General features: G+C 61.9%; 11 protein-coding genes. 2 read left to right on the plus strand and 9 right to left on the minus strand.

The window, feature by feature from the left end:
* Positions 1–3: 3 nt before the first annotated feature.
* The 3 genes from KI617_RS04700 to KI617_RS04710 form a co-directional block, all read right to left on the minus strand.
* Entirely contained in the window at positions 4–2,259 is a 2,256-nt protein-coding gene (locus KI617_RS04700) for a cyanophycin synthetase (protein WP_226450865.1), read from the minus strand.
* A gap of 131 nt (positions 2,260–2,390) precedes the next feature.
* A complete protein-coding gene (locus tag KI617_RS04705) occupies positions 2,391–2,861 on the minus strand; it encodes a cyanophycin metabolism-associated DUF1854 family protein (protein WP_226450866.1) in 471 nt (156 codons plus the stop codon).
* Positions 2,862–2,865: 4 nt separating this feature from the next.
* The gene (locus KI617_RS04710; RefSeq protein ID WP_226450867.1) at positions 2,866–5,163 is read right to left on the minus strand and encodes a cyanophycin metabolism-associated ABC transporter; all 2,298 of its coding nucleotides are present in this window, start codon (positions 5,161–5,163) and stop codon (positions 2,866–2,868) included.
* 123 nt (positions 5,164–5,286) lie between these two features.
* Here KI617_RS04710 and nirJ point away from each other — a divergent pair, with 123 nt between their 5' ends.
* A complete protein-coding gene (gene nirJ / locus KI617_RS04715) occupies positions 5,287–6,426 on the plus strand; it encodes a heme d1 biosynthesis radical SAM protein NirJ (protein ID WP_226450868.1) in 1,140 nt (379 codons plus the stop codon).
* Positions 6,423–7,994: a nitrite reductase gene (locus tag KI617_RS04720; RefSeq protein WP_226450869.1), complete on the plus strand. Its 1,572-nt coding sequence runs from the start codon at positions 6,423–6,425 to the stop codon at positions 7,992–7,994. The genes nirJ and KI617_RS04720 overlap by 4 nt, the downstream gene beginning before the upstream one ends.
* Positions 7,995–8,121: 127 nt before the next feature.
* On the opposite strand, the gene KI617_RS04725 is transcribed toward KI617_RS04720, so the two are convergent.
* From KI617_RS04725 to KI617_RS04750, 6 genes are all read right to left on the minus strand, one after another.
* Positions 8,122–8,439 carry a c-type cytochrome gene (locus KI617_RS04725; RefSeq protein ID WP_226450870.1) on the minus strand — a complete coding sequence of 106 codons (318 nt, stop codon included), beginning with the start codon at positions 8,437–8,439 and terminating at the stop codon, positions 8,122–8,124.
* 48 nt (positions 8,440–8,487) lie between these two features.
* On the minus strand, positions 8,488–11,163 hold the full coding sequence (locus KI617_RS04730) for an arsenate reductase (azurin) large subunit (protein WP_226450871.1): 2,676 nt from the start codon (positions 11,161–11,163) through the stop codon (positions 8,488–8,490).
* 11 nt (positions 11,164–11,174) lie between these two features.
* Positions 11,175–11,753 (minus strand): arsenate reductase (azurin) small subunit, encoded by a 579-nt coding sequence (locus tag KI617_RS04735; RefSeq protein ID WP_226450872.1) that lies wholly within the window; start codon positions 11,751–11,753, stop codon positions 11,175–11,177.
* A 12-nt stretch (positions 11,754–11,765) separates the two neighbouring features.
* Positions 11,766–12,902: a cytochrome-c peroxidase gene (locus KI617_RS04740; protein WP_226450873.1), complete on the minus strand. Its 1,137-nt coding sequence runs from the start codon at positions 12,900–12,902 to the stop codon at positions 11,766–11,768.
* A 9-nt stretch (positions 12,903–12,911) separates the two neighbouring features.
* Positions 12,912–14,036: a cytochrome c peroxidase gene (locus KI617_RS04745; protein ID WP_226450874.1), complete on the minus strand. Its 1,125-nt coding sequence runs from the start codon at positions 14,034–14,036 to the stop codon at positions 12,912–12,914.
* A 180-nt stretch (positions 14,037–14,216) separates the two neighbouring features.
* A complete protein-coding gene (locus tag KI617_RS04750) occupies positions 14,217–15,587 on the minus strand; it encodes a sigma-54-dependent transcriptional regulator (protein WP_226450875.1) in 1,371 nt (456 codons plus the stop codon).
* Position 15,588: the final 1 nt, after the last annotated feature.

A 15,588-nucleotide genomic window follows, 5' to 3' on the forward strand; every position in this document is an offset into this window, starting at 1 on the left:
TTGTTATTTCCGGGTGATCGCCGGCTTCTTGGCGGGTTGCGGTTTGCGGGCACGCTGCGGGAGCAGGGCTGCCGGGTCGGCGATTTCGAGGCTGAAGGTCTTGATGCCGATGGTCAGCACTTCCTGGCTGAGACCCATGGCCCAGCCGCCGGCAATCGCTGCCAGCACGTTGGCAATGCTGGTGGGCAGCTTGGCCTTGCCAATGTAGGGGGCGTCGACCAGGCGGCAGAGGCGGATTTCGTCGGCACCGGAGCGCAGCACAATGCGGTTGTCGACCACGGTGACGCCGCGTTTGCCGGCGGCCAGATGGGCGACCAGCGTCGGGTTGGTGGCGTCGCAGGCAAAGAAAATCACTTCGCCATCGCACAGTTCGGCGAAATCGGCGACCAGTTCGTCTTCGGCATTGAGCACGGCATGGCCGTTCGGTAGTACGACATCGACCTGGGTCCGGTAAATCGAACGCGGCGTCGTGTAGTACTCGCCGCCGGTCGGCTGGACATCCCAGCGCGACAGGTCTTCGTCTTCCGGCACGATATTGGTCACGATGCCGACCGAGCAGCGGTCGTAGGCCAGGCCTTCGCCGAGAATGACCTCGGCGCCGTTCTCGATCACGGCAGCTTGCGCGGCGCGATTGAGCAGCAGGCGGCGGCCGCCTTCCCAGTTGGCCGCACTGGTTTTCTGGACCTGGCGGCGGGCGAGGAAGATACCGTCCGTGCAGGCCAGGCCGCCATGCTGGCCGGAAAGATAGATCAGGTGGGCGACCAGCTTGGCGACAGTATTGCGGCCGTGGGTGCCGGTCACGCCGACGAGCGGAATGCGACCGCTTTCTTCCGGCGCAAACAGATTGTCGACAATCGCCTGACCAACCGGGCGCGGCTTGCCGATGCCCGGCTTGATGTGCATCAGCAGGCTGGGGCCGGCATTGACTTCGACGATGGCGCCGCCTTGTTCGGCCAGCGGCTTCGAGACGTCCCGGCAGACCAGGTCGATGCCGGCGATGTCGAGGCCGACGACGCGGGCGGCCAGCGAGGCAACGGCGGCGGTGTCGGGATGGACTTCGTCGGTGCAGTCGAAGGCGTGGTTGGCGTTGCGCTGGATCAGCACCTCGCGGCCCTTGGCCGGCACGCTGTCAGCATCCAGTTTCTGGCGCTCGAGTTCCATTTTGGCAGCCGTGTCGATCTTGATGATCGACAGCGGGTGCAGTTCGGTGATGCCGCGGCGGGGGTCGGTGTTGACCTGGGTGTCGATCAGTTGCTGCACGGTCGATTTGCCGTCGCCGGTCACGGTGATCAGGTCGCTGCGGTTGGCGGCGACCAGCTTGCCGCCGACAATCAGAAGGCGGTGTTCGATGCCCTGGATCGAGCGCTCGACCAGCACGCCGGAACCTTCTTCGGTCGCAATGGCGTAGGCCTTGGCGACTTCTTCCTTGCTCATCAGGTCGATGAATACGCCGCGGCCGTGGTTGCCGTCGGTCGGCTTGACGACGACCGGGAAGCCGATGTCTTCGGCCGCCTCGCCGGCATCTTCGGCGCTGTCGACTTCGCGGCCTTCGGGGACCGGTACGCCGACCGAGGAGATCAGTTCCTTGGTTAGGTCCTTGTCGCGCGAGATGGTTTCGGCGATGGCGCTGGTCTGGTCGGTTTCGGCCGTCCAGATGCGGCGCATCGCGGCACCGTAGCCGAGCTGGACGAGGTTGCCGTCATCGAGCAGGCGGATGTGCGGAATCTTGCGGGCTTCAGCCGCATTGACGATGGCCGCAGTCGATGGGCCGAGATACTTGCGGTCAACCCGGCGGCGCAGCGGCCTGATCGCCTCTTCAAGATCGAAGGGTTCGTTCTTGATCGCGGCGAGAACCAGTTCGCGACCGGTGTCTAACGCCAGTCGGGTGCATTCTTCGTGGAAATTGCTGACCACCAGCTTGTAAATACCGCGGGTGGTCGTCTCGCGGGTACGGCCGAAGCCGTCCGGCAATCCGGCCAGTGTCATCAGTTCGAGCACGACATGCTCAAGAATGTGGCCAGGCCAGGTGCCTTCCTTCAGGCGACGCAGAAAGCCGCCGCGCTCGTCGTAGTTGCAGCGGTGCTCGACGAGGCCGGGTAGCCAGGCGGCCAGGCGGTCGTAGAGGCCGGGAATCTTGTCGGAAGGGAAGTCTTCGAGTTCGCCGATGTCGATCCAGGTTTCAATCGAAGGCGGGTAGGTCCAGATGCTCGGGCCACGCAGCGAAATCGTGTCCCGGAAAATAATGTCCTTGTTCTTCATGCTCTTGGCTAGGGCTCCAGTGGCCGGCAGTGATGAATGTCTTGTTTCAGCATTATTAACGCTTTCGCGTTGTTTGCGGCTGACCGCTGTGCAAAATTGTCACACTTCTGCACAGGCTGTTACACAACGATTTACAGGAAACGGTCGAGCAGCTTGCGGCTGTTGCGATCAAGCTGGGTCAGGTCGCGAACGAGGAACTGGATGCCGTTGGCGTCGGCGATCAGCAGGCGCGTCTGGCTCAGGCGGCGAATATCTTCCTCGCCCTTCAGGATCAGCTCAGCCTGGCCGCGATTGGTCACCAGTTGCCAGGTGCTCGGGCAGGCAAAGCTGGAGACGCCTTCGATGCGTTCGATTTCCGGCACGAACTCGCGGCTGGCCAGGTCGGCTTCGATCAGTTGGGCGATTGCAGACGGCAAGTCGGCCAGATTCTCGATCCAGGCGACTTCATGGCCTTCGTAATTGACCAGCGACAGGCCTTCGTCGGGGGCAGCGATCGGGAAGGCGCGCACCGGGGTGACGCCTTCGTGGACATCGCCATTGGCGGTGGTGAGAACGAGTCGACCGTAGCTGTCACGTTGCAGTTGGAAATTGGCGTTCGACATGGGTTCATTCCGCATGGGTTTTTGGCTGGTTCGGCGAGCGCGGCAGTTCCGGCTCGGTATCGACGTTACGGGCCTGGGCCTGGTAGAGCTTGTAGTAATGGCCTTCGATGGCCATCAACTGGTCGTGGTTGCCGATTTCGACGATCTTGCCGCGGTCCATGACGACCAGCCGGTCGGCCTTGCGCAGCGTGCTCAGACGGTGGGCGATGGCGATGGTGGTGCGGCCCTTGACCAGGTTGTCGAGCGCCTTCTGGATTTCCTTTTCAGTCTCGGTGTCGACGGCGGAAGTCGCTTCGTCGAGGATCAGGATGCGCGGATCGATCAACAGGGCGCGGGCGATGGAGATGCGCTGGCGCTCGCCGCCGGACAAACCCTGGCCGCGTTCGCCGACCAGCGAGTCGTAGCCGTGCGGCAGGCGCAGGATGAACTCGTGGGCATGGGCGGCGCGGGCGGCGGCGATGATTTCCTGGCGCGTCGCGTGCGGCTTGCCGTAGGCGATGTTGTCGGCGATGGTGCCGAAGAACAGGAAGGGTTCCTGCAGCACGAGGCCGATGTGTTGGCGGAACTCGGCAACCGGTACCGAGCGGACATCGACGCCGTCGATCAGCACCTGGCCTTCGGAAACGTCGTAGAAGCGGCAGATCAGGTTGACCAGCGTCGATTTGCCGGAGCCGGAGTGGCCGACCAGACCGATCATTTCACCCGGCTGAATGACCAGATCGACATCGCGGGTGACCGAGCGGGTGCCATAGCGGAAGCTGGCTTTCTTCAGCTCGAGCTGGCCGGTGACCTTGCTCAGATGCACCGGGTTGGTCGGTTCGGGCACGCTGGAAACATGGTCGAGAATGTCGAAGATGCGCTTGGTGCTCGACGCAGCACGCTGGGTGGCCGAGACGATGCGGCTCATCGAATCAAGGCGGGTGTAGAAGCGGCCGATGTAGGCGAGGAAGGCGGTGAGCACGCCGACCGTGCTATCGCCCTTGGAAATCTGCCAGATGCCGAAGACCCAGACGACGAGCAGGCCGACTTCGGTGAGCAGCGTGACGGTGGGCGTGAACAGCGACCAGGTCTTGTTCAGCTTGTCATTCATCTGCAGGTTGTGCTCGTTGGCGGCGCGAAAACGCTCGCCTTCGCGCTTTTCCTGGGCAAAGGCTTTCACCACGCGAATGCCGGGGATGGTGTCGGCCAGCACGTTGGTCACTTCGGCCCAGACGCGGTCGATCTTCTCGAAACCGGTGCGCAGCTTCTCGCGAACGAAATGGATCAGCCAGCCGATGATCGGCAACGGCAGCAGGGTGACCAGCGCCAGCCACGGGTTGATCGAGAACAGGATGACGGCGGTCATCGAGATCATCAGCACGTCGGTGGCGAAATTGAGCAGGTCGAGCGACAGGAAGATGTTGATGCGGTCGGTTTCGTTGCCGATTCGCGCCATCAGGTCGCCGGTGCGCTTGCCGCCGAAGTATTCGAGCGACAGGCCGAGCAGGTGATCGTAGGTGGTGGTGCGCAGGTCGCGGCCCATGCGTTCGGAGACCAGCGACAGGATGTAGGTGCGAATCCAGCCCAGCACCCAGGCCAGCACGGCGGCGCCAAACAGACCGCCGAGGTACATCAAAACCAGCGGCCAATCGATCGGCTTGCCGTTCTGGAACGGGATCAGCACGTTATCCATCAGCGGCATGGTCAGGTAGGGCGGGACCAGCGTCGCGGCGGTCGAGGCCAGCGTCAGCAGGAAACCGGTGAGCAGTTGCCAGCGGTAGGGGCGGGCGAAACGCCACAGGCGGAACAATGTCCAGGTCGAGGGCGCAACGGTCGATTCACGGTTGCAGATCGGGCATTCGTCCTCGCCCGGTGGCAAGGGGGCCTTGCATTTCGGGCAACAGTCTTCGCTGGCGCGCTGTACCGGCTGGCCGGAAACGACGCTGTCGCGGTTGAGATCGAACTCGCTGATGACGCGCAGGGCGGCCAGGTTCTTGGCCAGCGTGTAACGCCAGGTGGCCAGTTGGCCGTGTTCGTCGATCAATTCCAGCGCGCCGACGCCGGCGTGGTCGTGGTGATTCAGGGTCAGGCCACCGCGCAGGGGCCATTCCTGCCAGCCGGTTTCGCCAGCCGCCTGAGCGAGCAGGCGGCGATCGGTCACCAAAACCAAGCCGTTCGAGAACTTCAGGCGGTTATCGAGGTCGATTTCCAACCACGCCTGCGTTGTTTCGCCGGGAGTCAGCCTGGGCTCGATTGCAGCAGCCCAATGGCCGGGGAGCGCCAGCTCGTTGCTGGCTGAATTCAGTAGTTTCGCGCTCATCATGGGAGTATACCGCAAGGGTGAGGCCACGGGCCGAGCCGCCCAATCCGGCAGTGATTGACCCAGGTCAAGGCGTCGCCAGGCGCGCTACCATTGAATGTCGCAGGACCAAACATCAGGAAAACCATGTTTCGCATCTCTCAATACATGCAGGAAATCGCCGAGCCAACGCCGCTCGGGCCAAAACGCAACCCGCCCGGCCCGGTGGTCATCTGGAACCTGATCCGGCGATGCAATTTGACCTGCAAGCATTGCTACTCGATTTCGGCCGATACCAACTTCCCCGGCGAGTTGAGCACCGAGCAGGTTTTCACGGTGATGGACGACCTCAAGGGCTTCAAGGTGCCGGTGTTGATCCTTTCCGGCGGCGAACCGCTGCTGCGCCCGGATATCTACGACATCGCCAAACGCGCCAAGGCCAAGGGCTTCTATGTCGGGCTGTCGTCGAATGGCACGCTGATCGACGAAAACAATATCGGCAAGATCGCCGAGTGTGATTTCAACTACGTCGGCGTTTCGCTCGATGGCATCCGCGAAACGCACGACAAGTTCCGCCGTATGGACGGCGCCTTCGAGGCGTCGTTGAAGGGCATCCGCCTGTGTCGCGATCTCGGCCTGAAAATCGGCGTCCGCTTCACGATGACACAGGACAATGCCCACGACCTGCCCGGCCTGCTCAAGCTGGTCGAGGACGAAGGCATCGACCGCTTCTATTTCTCGCACCTGAATTACGCCGGGCGCGGCAACAAGAACCGCAAGGACGACGCCCAGCACAAGCTGACACGCTGGGCGATGGACCTGCTGTTCGATACCTGCTGGGAATACAACCAGCGCGGGCTGGAGAAGGAATTCACCACCGGCAACAACGATGCCGACGGAGTCTATTTCTTGCACTGGGTGCGCCGGCGCTTCCCGGACAAGGCGGCGCATGTCGAGGCCAAGCTGCGCCAGTGGGGCGGCAATTCGTCGGGCGTCAATGTGGCCAATATCGACAACCTCGGCAACGTGCATCCGGACACCATGTGGTGGCACCACAACTTGGGCAACGTCAAGGATCGGCCGTTTTCCGAAATCTGGCCCGATACCTCGGATGCCCTGATGGCCGGCCTCAAGCAGCACCCGCGTGCGGTCAATGGGCGCTGCGGCGAATGTGCCTATCTGCAGATCTGCAACGGCAATACCCGGGTCCGTGCCCAGCAGATGACCGGCGATGCCTGGGCCGAAGATCCGGGTTGCTATCTTTCCGACGAGGAAATCGGCGTATGAACTGGAACATCCTGATCCCGGCCGGCTTTGCCGCCTGCACCCTGTTGATGATGGCCGAGCTGGCCCAGGCCGCCGATGCGCCGAGCGCCTACAAGGAGCATTGCGCCTCTTGTCACGGCGAGGCTCGGCTCGGCGGCATCGGCCCGGCGCTGATCCCGGAAAACCTGGCCCGGCTGCGCAAGCCGGAAGCCGAAAAGGTCATCAAGGAAGGCCGCCCGGCGACCCAGATGCTGGGCTTTGGCGACAAGCTGTCGGGCGAAGAAATCAAGGCGCTGGTCGACTACGCCTACACGCCGATCAAGCCGATGCCGGCGTGGGGCGAGAAGGAAATCGGCGCCTCGCGTATCGTCCATGAAAAGCAGCCCTTGCCGGACAAGCCGGTGTTCAAGGCTGACCCGATGAATCTCTTCGTCGTGGTAGAAAGCGGTGACCACCATGTCTCCATCCTCGATGGCGACAAGCTGGAACCAATCCACCGCTTCCAGTCGCGCTTCGCCCTGCACGGCGGGCCGAAATTCACGCCGGATGGACGTTACGTCTTCTTCGCCTCGCGCGACGGCTGGGTCACCAAATTCGATCTGTGGAACCTGAAAGTGATTGCCGAGGTGCGTGCCGGCATCAATACCCGTAACGCGGCGGTCTCCGGCGATGGAAAATGGGTGGCGGTGGCCAATTATCTTCCGCACAGCCTGGTCATCCTCGATGCTGACCTCAACCTCAAAAAGATACTGCCGGTGGCCGACAAGGACGGCAAGGTGACCTCGCGCGTTTCGGCGGTCTATGACGCCTCACCGCGCCAGAGTTTTGTCGCCGCCTTGAAGGATGTGAAAGAGGTTTGGGAGGTTTCGTACAACCCGAAGGCCGACGACATCCCGGCCGGCATGATCCACGACTTCAAGTACAAGGAAGGCAGCTTCGTTCCCGGCTTCCTCAACCCGCAGCGCACGCAGCTCGACGACTACCTCGACGACTTCTACTTCACGCAGGGCTACGACGAGGTGATGGGCGCTTCGCGCAACGACGCCAAGGCGGCAGTGACCGGCCAGGTGGTCAATCTCGATGCGCGCAAGAAAATCGCCGATCTCCAGCTACCCGGCATGCCGCACCTCGGCTCCGGCATCAGCTGGACATGGCAGGGCAAGACCGTAATGGCGACGCCGAACCTGAACGAAGGCCTGATCAGCATCATCGACATGAAAACCTGGCAGACCATCAAACAGATCAAGACGCGCGGCCCGGGCTTCTTCATGCGCAGCCACGAAAACAGCCGCTACGCCTGGACCGATTCGATGATGAGCAAGGAATTCAAGGACACCATGCAGATCATCGACAAGGAAACGCTGGAAATCGTCGCCGAACTGAAGCCCGAGCCGGGCAAGACCTTCGCCCACGTCGAATTCACCAAGGACGGCAAGTATGTACTGGCCAGCCTGTGGGACATGGACGGCGCGCTGATCATCTACGACGCGGTGACGCTGAAGGAAGTGAAGCGCCTGCCGATGAAGAAGCCGGTGGGCAAGTACAACGTGTGGAACAAGATTACGAAGTCGGAAGGCACCAGCCACTGAGTTGCATCTTCCTGGCCGTCGAATTTTGGCGGCCAAATGAGTCGACAAGCGTCGTGGTCTTGCCTAAATAAAACGGCGCGGTAACTTACCGCGCCGCTATAAAGAGGGATGAAACCGTAACAAGAGCTTACTTCAGGGTCAGGACGAAATCGACCAGTACCTTGATGTCGGCATCCTTGACCGTGGCGTTGGGCGGCATCGGAATCGGCCCCCAGGCACCCTTGGTGCCCTTCTTGACCTTGACGACCAGTTGCTCGGCTGCGGCAGGATCACCAGCGTATTTCTTGCCGACTTCGTTCCAGGCGGGGCCGACCAGCTTTTTGTCGAGCGCATGGCAGGCCAGACAGCCGTTCTTCTTGGCGATTTCCATTGCCGTGGCTTGATCAGCAGCCAGACCTGGCAGGGCAAGGCTGGCCAGTGCGACAAGTGCGAGAATTTTCTTCATGCTTGAATCTCCAGGGTTCGGGCGGGATTGCTCCCGCCCGTATTCGGTTTAGACGATGGGACGGGGCTTCAGGCTCATCCGGGTCAGGTCGGTCTTGTATTCCGACTCGCCCACCTTGGTCAGCGTGCCGCGGCCGAGCTTGTAGCGGTAGTTGTTGGTCATCGGGTCCGGTACGGCCGAGACCACCGAGTTGGCCATCGACTTCGGTGTGTTGAAGTTCGACTTGGCAACGCCCTCCTTGATTTCGTCCGACACGATGGCGACGGCGCGGAAACGTCCCTCGGCCACCTTGATGTGACCGTCCTTCATCAATTGGTTGAAGGTCAGGTCAGCATCGAGCACGCCTTGCGGCTGGCCGGTCTGCACATACACCGTGTCGTTGTGGATCTCGACCCAGTCGCCCGATTCGATACCGCGCTTCTTGGCGTCGTTCGGGTTGATGATGATGAAGTTGTCCGGCCAGCGCTGGTTCAGGTAGGGCTTGCGACGGTCGTCAAAACCGGACTGCCAGGTTTCGTTGATGCGGCCGTTAGTCACCCACAGTTCGTTCTTCTCGGCGCGCGGCTTCACGGCTTCGAAGAACTGGTACCAGCCAGCGAACTTCCACGGGCTCTTGAGCAGGATGGCCTTGCCGGAGTGCGTGTTGAAGGCATAGAGCCAGCGGCGCTGGACTTCGCTGCTTTCGATCTCGCCCCAGTTGTTGGCCGGGTCGTGCAGGCGCTGCGTGCCGACCAGCTTGCCGTCTCGAACCCGAACCGGCGTCTGGATGCCGGTGGTGCCCATGGTGCGCAGCAATTCGTGGCCCTTGACACCCATTTCCTTAGCCTTGGTGACCAGCGGCTGGTAGTTGAGCACGCCGCCGCGACCGAAGCGCGCCGCTTCCTCGAACACATCGTTCGACGACTGCCAGTTGTAGCTGCCGTCGGCGGTGTAGCCCATCTTGTCGGCAAATTTCGCTACCGCCCACCAGTCCGGCTTGGCCTCGCCCGGTGCATCGTAGAACTTGGCGTAGAGACGCAGACGGCGCTCGGAGTTACAGCGGGTCAGGTCATCTTCGCCCCAGGTGGCGGCCGGTAGCACGATGTCGGAAAACTCGGTACCGACTGGTTCGCAAGGGTAGATGTCGGAATCGACCATCACCATGCCGCCGGAATCGACGCGCTTCTTCAGCACTTCAAAGATCGCGGCGCGGTCGAGGCTGGTGATCTGGTGCGGGTTGCCGACGGTCAGTTCCTTCAAGCGGGCGCCGAGCGCGTCGGAGGCCATCATCGCCGCTACCCAGGTGGTGCCGAAGACCCAGGCGAATTTGACCTCGCCAGCCATGACCCAACGGTCGAGGTTGAAACTCTTCTTGCGACGACCGGGATACTTTTCTGGCGACAGCCAGCCGGAACCGCCACCGGCGCCCATCATGCCGCGCTGGTGACCGCCGCCGCGCGAGATCATGCGGCCCGGCCGGTTGCCAGCGCCGCAGATCAGGCCCAGTGCGGCGAACGAGGCCGTGTTCATGTAGTTGTTGGACCAGTAGTTGCCCTTCTCGCACATGAACGAGGTCTTCGGCGCCTTGCCGTTGACCGGCTTGGCGATCCACTCGGTGGCCTTGACGATGTCTTCGGCCTTGATGCCGGTGATCCTGGCGGCAACCTCCAGTTTCGATTCTTCCTGGGCCAGGATGAATTTCTTGTAATCCGCCCAGTCGCTCTGCCAGGTGCCCCAAGTGGTGCGCCACTGCCAGCCGGTGTTGCGCGTGCCGCGGCCGTAGCCTTCATCGACTTCCCAAGGTTTGGCGATCCACTGGTCGATGAATGCCTGATCCTGCCAGTTGTTTTCGATGATGATGCGGGCGATCGCCATGTGCAGCACGGTATCGGTGCCGAGGTTGATCGGCAGCCACATGCCACGCCCCTGCGATACCGCCCAGGCGACGCCCATGGTCTTGTGCGGGGTGACGAAGATGAATTTCTTGTCGCCCGGCATCATCCAGGTGGTGAACAGCGTCGTCTTGGTTTCGTAAGGATCGACGCCCGACAGGAAAGCAACTTCGCAATCGGCCCAATCCTGGTAGCTGGAGGCAAAGGAGTCGATGCCGGCATCGTCGAGGCCCGTGGCGTCATTGGTGTTCGAGCACTTGTCGTGCGGCGCAATGGATGGCGTACCGACCGAGGTCATGCCCAGCTTGGTGATGGCGTAGGTGTTCTCGAAATACTGGTAGGAGTACATCTTGATCGCCCAGGCGTGTTCGCCGTGCTTGGCCAGGATGTACTTCGAGATGTCGGCCATCGCTTCGGTAGCCAGATCCCAACTGACCGGAGTCAGCTTGCCATTGACGCGGATCATCGGGCTGGTCAGGCGCTCGCGGGTAGCGGTGTCCGGGTTGTAGCACTTCTGGCCCAGCGTGCCGCCGCGAATCGAGTGGTTGCCGCCAACGTTGACCACGGTCGCATCCTTGTCCGGCACGACGATGACGTGATGCTTCTGGCCCTTGTGGGTGACCACGTTGTACTGCGCCGGGCTGACCCACGAGGTCATCATGGCCTGATGCGGGAAGTCCGCCTTCAGCGCATTCTGGCTGGCTTGCGGGCCGCCTTCCTTGCCCACCGGCCAGCGATAGACCTTGTAGCCGCAGGCGATGGTGCAGTAGTCGCAGGCCGTGGTCAGGACTTCAGCATCCTTCGGCGGCAGCGGGATGCGATCAACGGCGATGTGTTTGTCGTTCTTGCTCATGTCCAATCTCCTCAAGCGCGGGCGGTCATGGCGCTATAGCCATAGACCAGCCCCATGACGCCGACGGCGTAGATGTCGTCGCCCTGCACTTCGAGCACGATCTGCGGCAGGCTTTCCGTGCCGTGGCCGGAAATGACCATGCCGTGCTTGGTCAGGTCGAAAGTCGTCAGGTGCAGCGGGCAAGGGCCAAGGGCCTGGAAGGCATCCTTGTAGGTGCCCTGCAGCGGCCCACCCATGTGCGTGCATTGCTGGTTGAAGGCAACGATGTCCTTGTCGGCGCCAACGCCGCCACCGGCGACCGTGCCCAGCTTGACCAGGATGTTCTGGACGTCGGGATACGGGTAGGCGAAGTCGAGCGGAATGCCTTTCTTCAGGGCCGCCAAACTGCCGATCTTCTGCTTCGGAAAACTGGCTTTCAGGGCGTGGATCGGTGCGGCTTCCGCCGTACCCGGCAGGCCAATGGCGGCCAGCGTGACCATCGCCCCGCCGGCCAGCAGAAATTGGCGGCGGCTCATGCACAGGCGGTCATGGTGATCGTCGTGGCGATTGCTGTGACCATCCGCATGAACGGAAATGACTTTGTTCGTCATGGTGCGTACTCCTTACTTGGCAGCCGAGATCGGCGCGGGAAGCGGCTGGTAATCGCCGGGTAGCTTGGGATCGTCTTGCAGCAGCGGCTCATCCATCGACAGGGCTTCGAGGAAGGCGACCAGATCCTTCTTCTCCTGGGCGCTCAGCTTCAATGGCTTGAGCAACTTGGTCTTGTTCTGGGCCGCACCGCCGCCCTGGTTGTAGAACTCGACCACGTCGCCCAGCGTTGCCAGCATGCCGTTGTGCATGTAGGGGCCGGTGTACTTCAGCTCGCGCAGGCTGGGGACGCGCCACTTGCCGATGTCCTTCGGGTTCATCGTGATGTAGAACAGACCGGCATCGCCCTTGGCATTGCGGTAGTCGCTTTCGGAAACGCCCTTCTGGTACCACTCCCAGCGATGCGTCACCTGGCCGACCGGGTCTTCCGCAAACTGCGGGTGATCCGGCACGCCGGTGGCGAAGAACTGCTGGTTCGAGGCGAGCGGCCCGTTGTGGCAGGCGATGCAGTTGGCCTTGCCGTTGTAGAGCGCCATACCGCGTTTCTGGCTGTCGTTGAGCGCCTTCTTGTCGCCCATGGCGTAGCGGTCGGCCGGCACCTTTTTGGCATCCGAATTCAGCGTGCGCTGGTAGGCGGCAATCGCCCGCCAGGCGTCGTTGATGCGTGGCCACTGGCTGCCGAAGACCTTGTTGAATTCCTGTACGTACTCGGGCAGGAAGCGCAGGCGCATTTCCATCACCGAGTCGTCGCCATTGCCTGCCACGCCACCACCGGCTGCGGCCGGGGCTTGTTGTTCGAGGCTGGTTACCGAACCTTCCCAGAACAGTTTGTTGTAGTAGCCCGAGTTGAGCACGGTCTGCGAGTTGCGCCAGTGCTTGGTCCCGGGGTAGCCGCGCGAGATCTGGCCGCCGTCGCCCCAGCCCAGGCCGGGCACGTGGCAGGAGACGCAGGGCATGGAGCCGTCGCCGGACAGGCGGTTATCCCAGAACAGTTTCTTGCCGAGTTCCACCTTGGCTGGCGTGTTCGGGTTGTCCTTGGGAATCGGTGGTGGCGGCAAGGGGCCGAGTGCCGGATATTTGTCGGCAGCAGTCGCCGAAAGGGCCAGCAGCATGGCGCCGGCAGCGAGGGTAAAGCGGGTTGTCGTGTTCATGTCGCCTCCTCAGTTCTTGCCGTAGGTCTTCCAGACCTGCATGTCGGGCTGGCCGGGATCCTTGACCTCAACCTGATCGCCAGACAGGGAAAGCAGAAATGCCTTGAGCGCTTTCTTCTCGCTGGCCGACAGGTTCAGCGCCTTCAACTCGGAACCGGCGGCGCCGCCCTTGTCGTAGAAATTGATCACGTCGTCGAGCGTGGCCAGCGTGCCGTTGTGCATGTAGGGCGCCGTGTATTTCAGGTCGCGCAGCTGGGCGGTACGGAATTTACCGATGTCGCGCTTGTCCTTCGTGATGGCGTAAGCGCCGACGTCGGTGCGGGCGTTCATGTAGTTCGGCATGCCGCTGGTGGCGTAATGGCGCAGCATGGTGATGGTGCGCAGCGGGTTCTTCAAGACGTCCGGGTGCTCGGGCACGCCGGTCTTGTGCAGGTTGCCGTCAGAACCGATCGGGCCGTTGTGGCAGGCAACGCAGTTGGCCTTGCCCTTGAACAGCGCGTAACCGTCCTTCTGCTCGGAGGTCAGGGCTGATTCATCACCCTTCTTGAACTTGTCGAAGGGCGCATTGGTCGTTTCCAGGCTCTTGATGAATTCGCCGATGACATTGAAGACGCGCATGCCGTTGATGTCGTCATTCGGGCGCCACTTCTGCCACAGCGCGTGGTATTCCGGTACCTGCTTCAGGCGTTCCTGCATCAGGCGGCCGTCCATGTTCATCGTGTGGGCCTCGGTGATCATGTCGCGAACCAGCGTGCCGGCATCGGAGCCGTCAAGACGGCCATCCCACAGGAAGCGCTTCTGGTGCTTCGAGTTCAGTACGGTCGGTGAATTGCGGAAATACTCCATCGACGGATAGCCAGCTGACAGCGCCATGCCGTCACCCCAGCCTTTTTTCGGATCATGGCAAGAAGCGCAGGAAACGCCCCAGTCGCCGGAGAGGCGGTTGTCGAAGAAGAAGTATTTGCCGAGTTCGATCATCGTGGCATTGCCCGGCTTGGCTTCGGGCATGGCGGCGAGATCGGGTGCATTACCCTGGGCATTGACCGACTGCGGGTCGGCCATCAGGGCAACGGCTGTCGCAACACCCATCACTCCCATGGTTAGCGCCAGACGTTTGCGATGCTGGTTTTTCATGATTCCCCCTGTGGATTGGAGACCTGTGGGAACAGCCCCACAACAGGAAGGGAATTGCACGCTCCGTGCCATGGCCGGGAGTGGCTGATTATTCGAGGTTTTACGATGAAGCCAGTTGTTTGGCAGCGGTCATAAATCAACCGGCCGGTTAATTTCTGACCGGTTTGATAGTGATCGGAATCAGTTTTCCGAACCCTCTTCTGGGTCGCGCAACTTGTTGCGCAGCGTCAATCGGGTAATGCCGAGCAGTTCGGCAGCCTGCGTCTTGTTGCCATCGCAAAGCTTGAGCACGTGACGAATGTAGTCTAGTTCGATGTCTGCCAGCGGACGTATTGCGGCGCTGTATTTCGGGCTGTCCGGTGTGCTGTGAACGACGGTTTCACCGGCTATTTCCTTGGGTAGATGCGGCGTCCCAATAGGTTCGCCACGGGAAAGGATGGCGGCGCGCTCCACCACGTTCCGCAATTCGCGGACATTGCCCGGCCAACGATAGGCTTTGAGCAATGGCTCCACCCCGCCTTCAAATCCGGGTGATTCGACCCCGATGACCGGAGCCACCTCGGCCAGGAAGTGCCGGGCCAAAGGCAGGATGTCATCCTGTCGTTCGCGCAGTGCCGGCAAGTCGATGGCACCGACATTCAGCCGGTAATACAGATCCTCGCGGAACTGCCCGGATTGCACCATGGCCGGCAGGTCGCGGTGCGTGGCCGAAACGAAGCGGACATCGACGCGGATTTCCTTCTGTCCGCCCAGGCGGCGAAAGGTCTGCGTTTCCAGCACGCGTAGTAGCTTGGGCTGCAGGGCCAGCGACAGGTCGCCGATTTCATCGAGAAACAGGGTGCCGCCATCGGCCAGTTCGAGCAGGCCGCGCTTCATCTGCTTGGCGTCGGTGAAGGCACCGCGCTCGTGGCCGAACATCTCGGATTCAAGCAAACCTTCCGGCAAGGCTGAGCAGTTGAGCGTCACCCAAGGGCCATCGGCGCGCGGCGACCGGCAGTGGATGGCCAGGGCGATGCGCTCCTTGCCGGTGCCCGACTCGCCACGAATCAGCACCGGCACCTTGCCAGCCGAGGCAATCCGCGCCGTCGTGTCGAGCATTTGCCGAAACGGCGCGCTGTCGCCGATCAGGCCGTCGATGACGCAGTTGTCGGACTGGGCGCGCCGCCATTCGACCTCACGCCGCAGGCGATGCGTCTCCAGCGCCCGGCGTATCAGTTCCTGCAGGTCTTCCAGATCGAAAGGTTTGTTGATGTAGTCGTAAGCCCCGGCCTTCAGGGCGGCGACTGCGGTACGCACCTCGGGATAGGCGGTCATGATGACCACCAGCGGACGATCATCCGATTCGCGCACCTTGGCCAGAATGTCGAGGCCATTCATGTCGGGCAGGCGCAGATCGAGCAAGATCAGGCTGAAAGTGCGTTCCTTGAGCAGTTCGAGGGCCTGCGCGCCATCCTCGGCAACTTCGACATCGAAGCCCTGGCGCGCCAGGAAATTGCCCACCGTTACCCGGATGGTGTTGTCGTCTTCAACGATGAGAATCGGTTCGGGCATG

This window comes from Ferribacterium limneticum, from assembly GCF_020510625.1.
Lineage (GTDB): Bacteria > Pseudomonadota > Gammaproteobacteria > Burkholderiales > Rhodocyclaceae > Azonexus > Azonexus limneticus_A.

Excerpts from the sequence above, each read along its gene's own strand:
- KI617_RS04700 (WP_226450865.1), bottom strand. The coding sequence starts at position 2,259 with ATGAAGAACAAGGACATTATTTTCCGGGACACGATTTCGCTGCGTGGC.
- KI617_RS04705 (WP_226450866.1), bottom strand. The coding sequence starts at position 2,861 with ATGTCGAACGCCAATTTCCAACTGCAACGTGACAGCTACGGTCGACTC.
- KI617_RS04710 (WP_226450867.1), bottom strand. The coding sequence starts at position 5,163 with ATGATGAGCGCGAAACTACTGAATTCAGCCAGCAACGAGCTGGCGCTC.
- nirJ (WP_226450868.1), top strand. The coding sequence starts at position 5,287 with ATGTTTCGCATCTCTCAATACATGCAGGAAATCGCCGAGCCAACGCCG.
- KI617_RS04720 (WP_226450869.1), top strand. The coding sequence starts at position 6,423 with ATGAACTGGAACATCCTGATCCCGGCCGGCTTTGCCGCCTGCACCCTG.
- KI617_RS04725 (WP_226450870.1), bottom strand. The coding sequence starts at position 8,439 with ATGAAGAAAATTCTCGCACTTGTCGCACTGGCCAGCCTTGCCCTGCCA.
- KI617_RS04730 (WP_226450871.1), bottom strand. The coding sequence starts at position 11,163 with ATGAGCAAGAACGACAAACACATCGCCGTTGATCGCATCCCGCTGCCG.
- KI617_RS04735 (WP_226450872.1), bottom strand. The coding sequence starts at position 11,753 with ATGACGAACAAAGTCATTTCCGTTCATGCGGATGGTCACAGCAATCGC.
- KI617_RS04740 (WP_226450873.1), bottom strand. The coding sequence starts at position 12,902 with ATGAACACGACAACCCGCTTTACCCTCGCTGCCGGCGCCATGCTGCTG.
- KI617_RS04745 (WP_226450874.1), bottom strand. The coding sequence starts at position 14,036 with ATGAAAAACCAGCATCGCAAACGTCTGGCGCTAACCATGGGAGTGATG.
- KI617_RS04750 (WP_226450875.1), bottom strand. The coding sequence starts at position 15,587 with ATGCCCGAACCGATTCTCATCGTTGAAGACGACAACACCATCCGGGTA.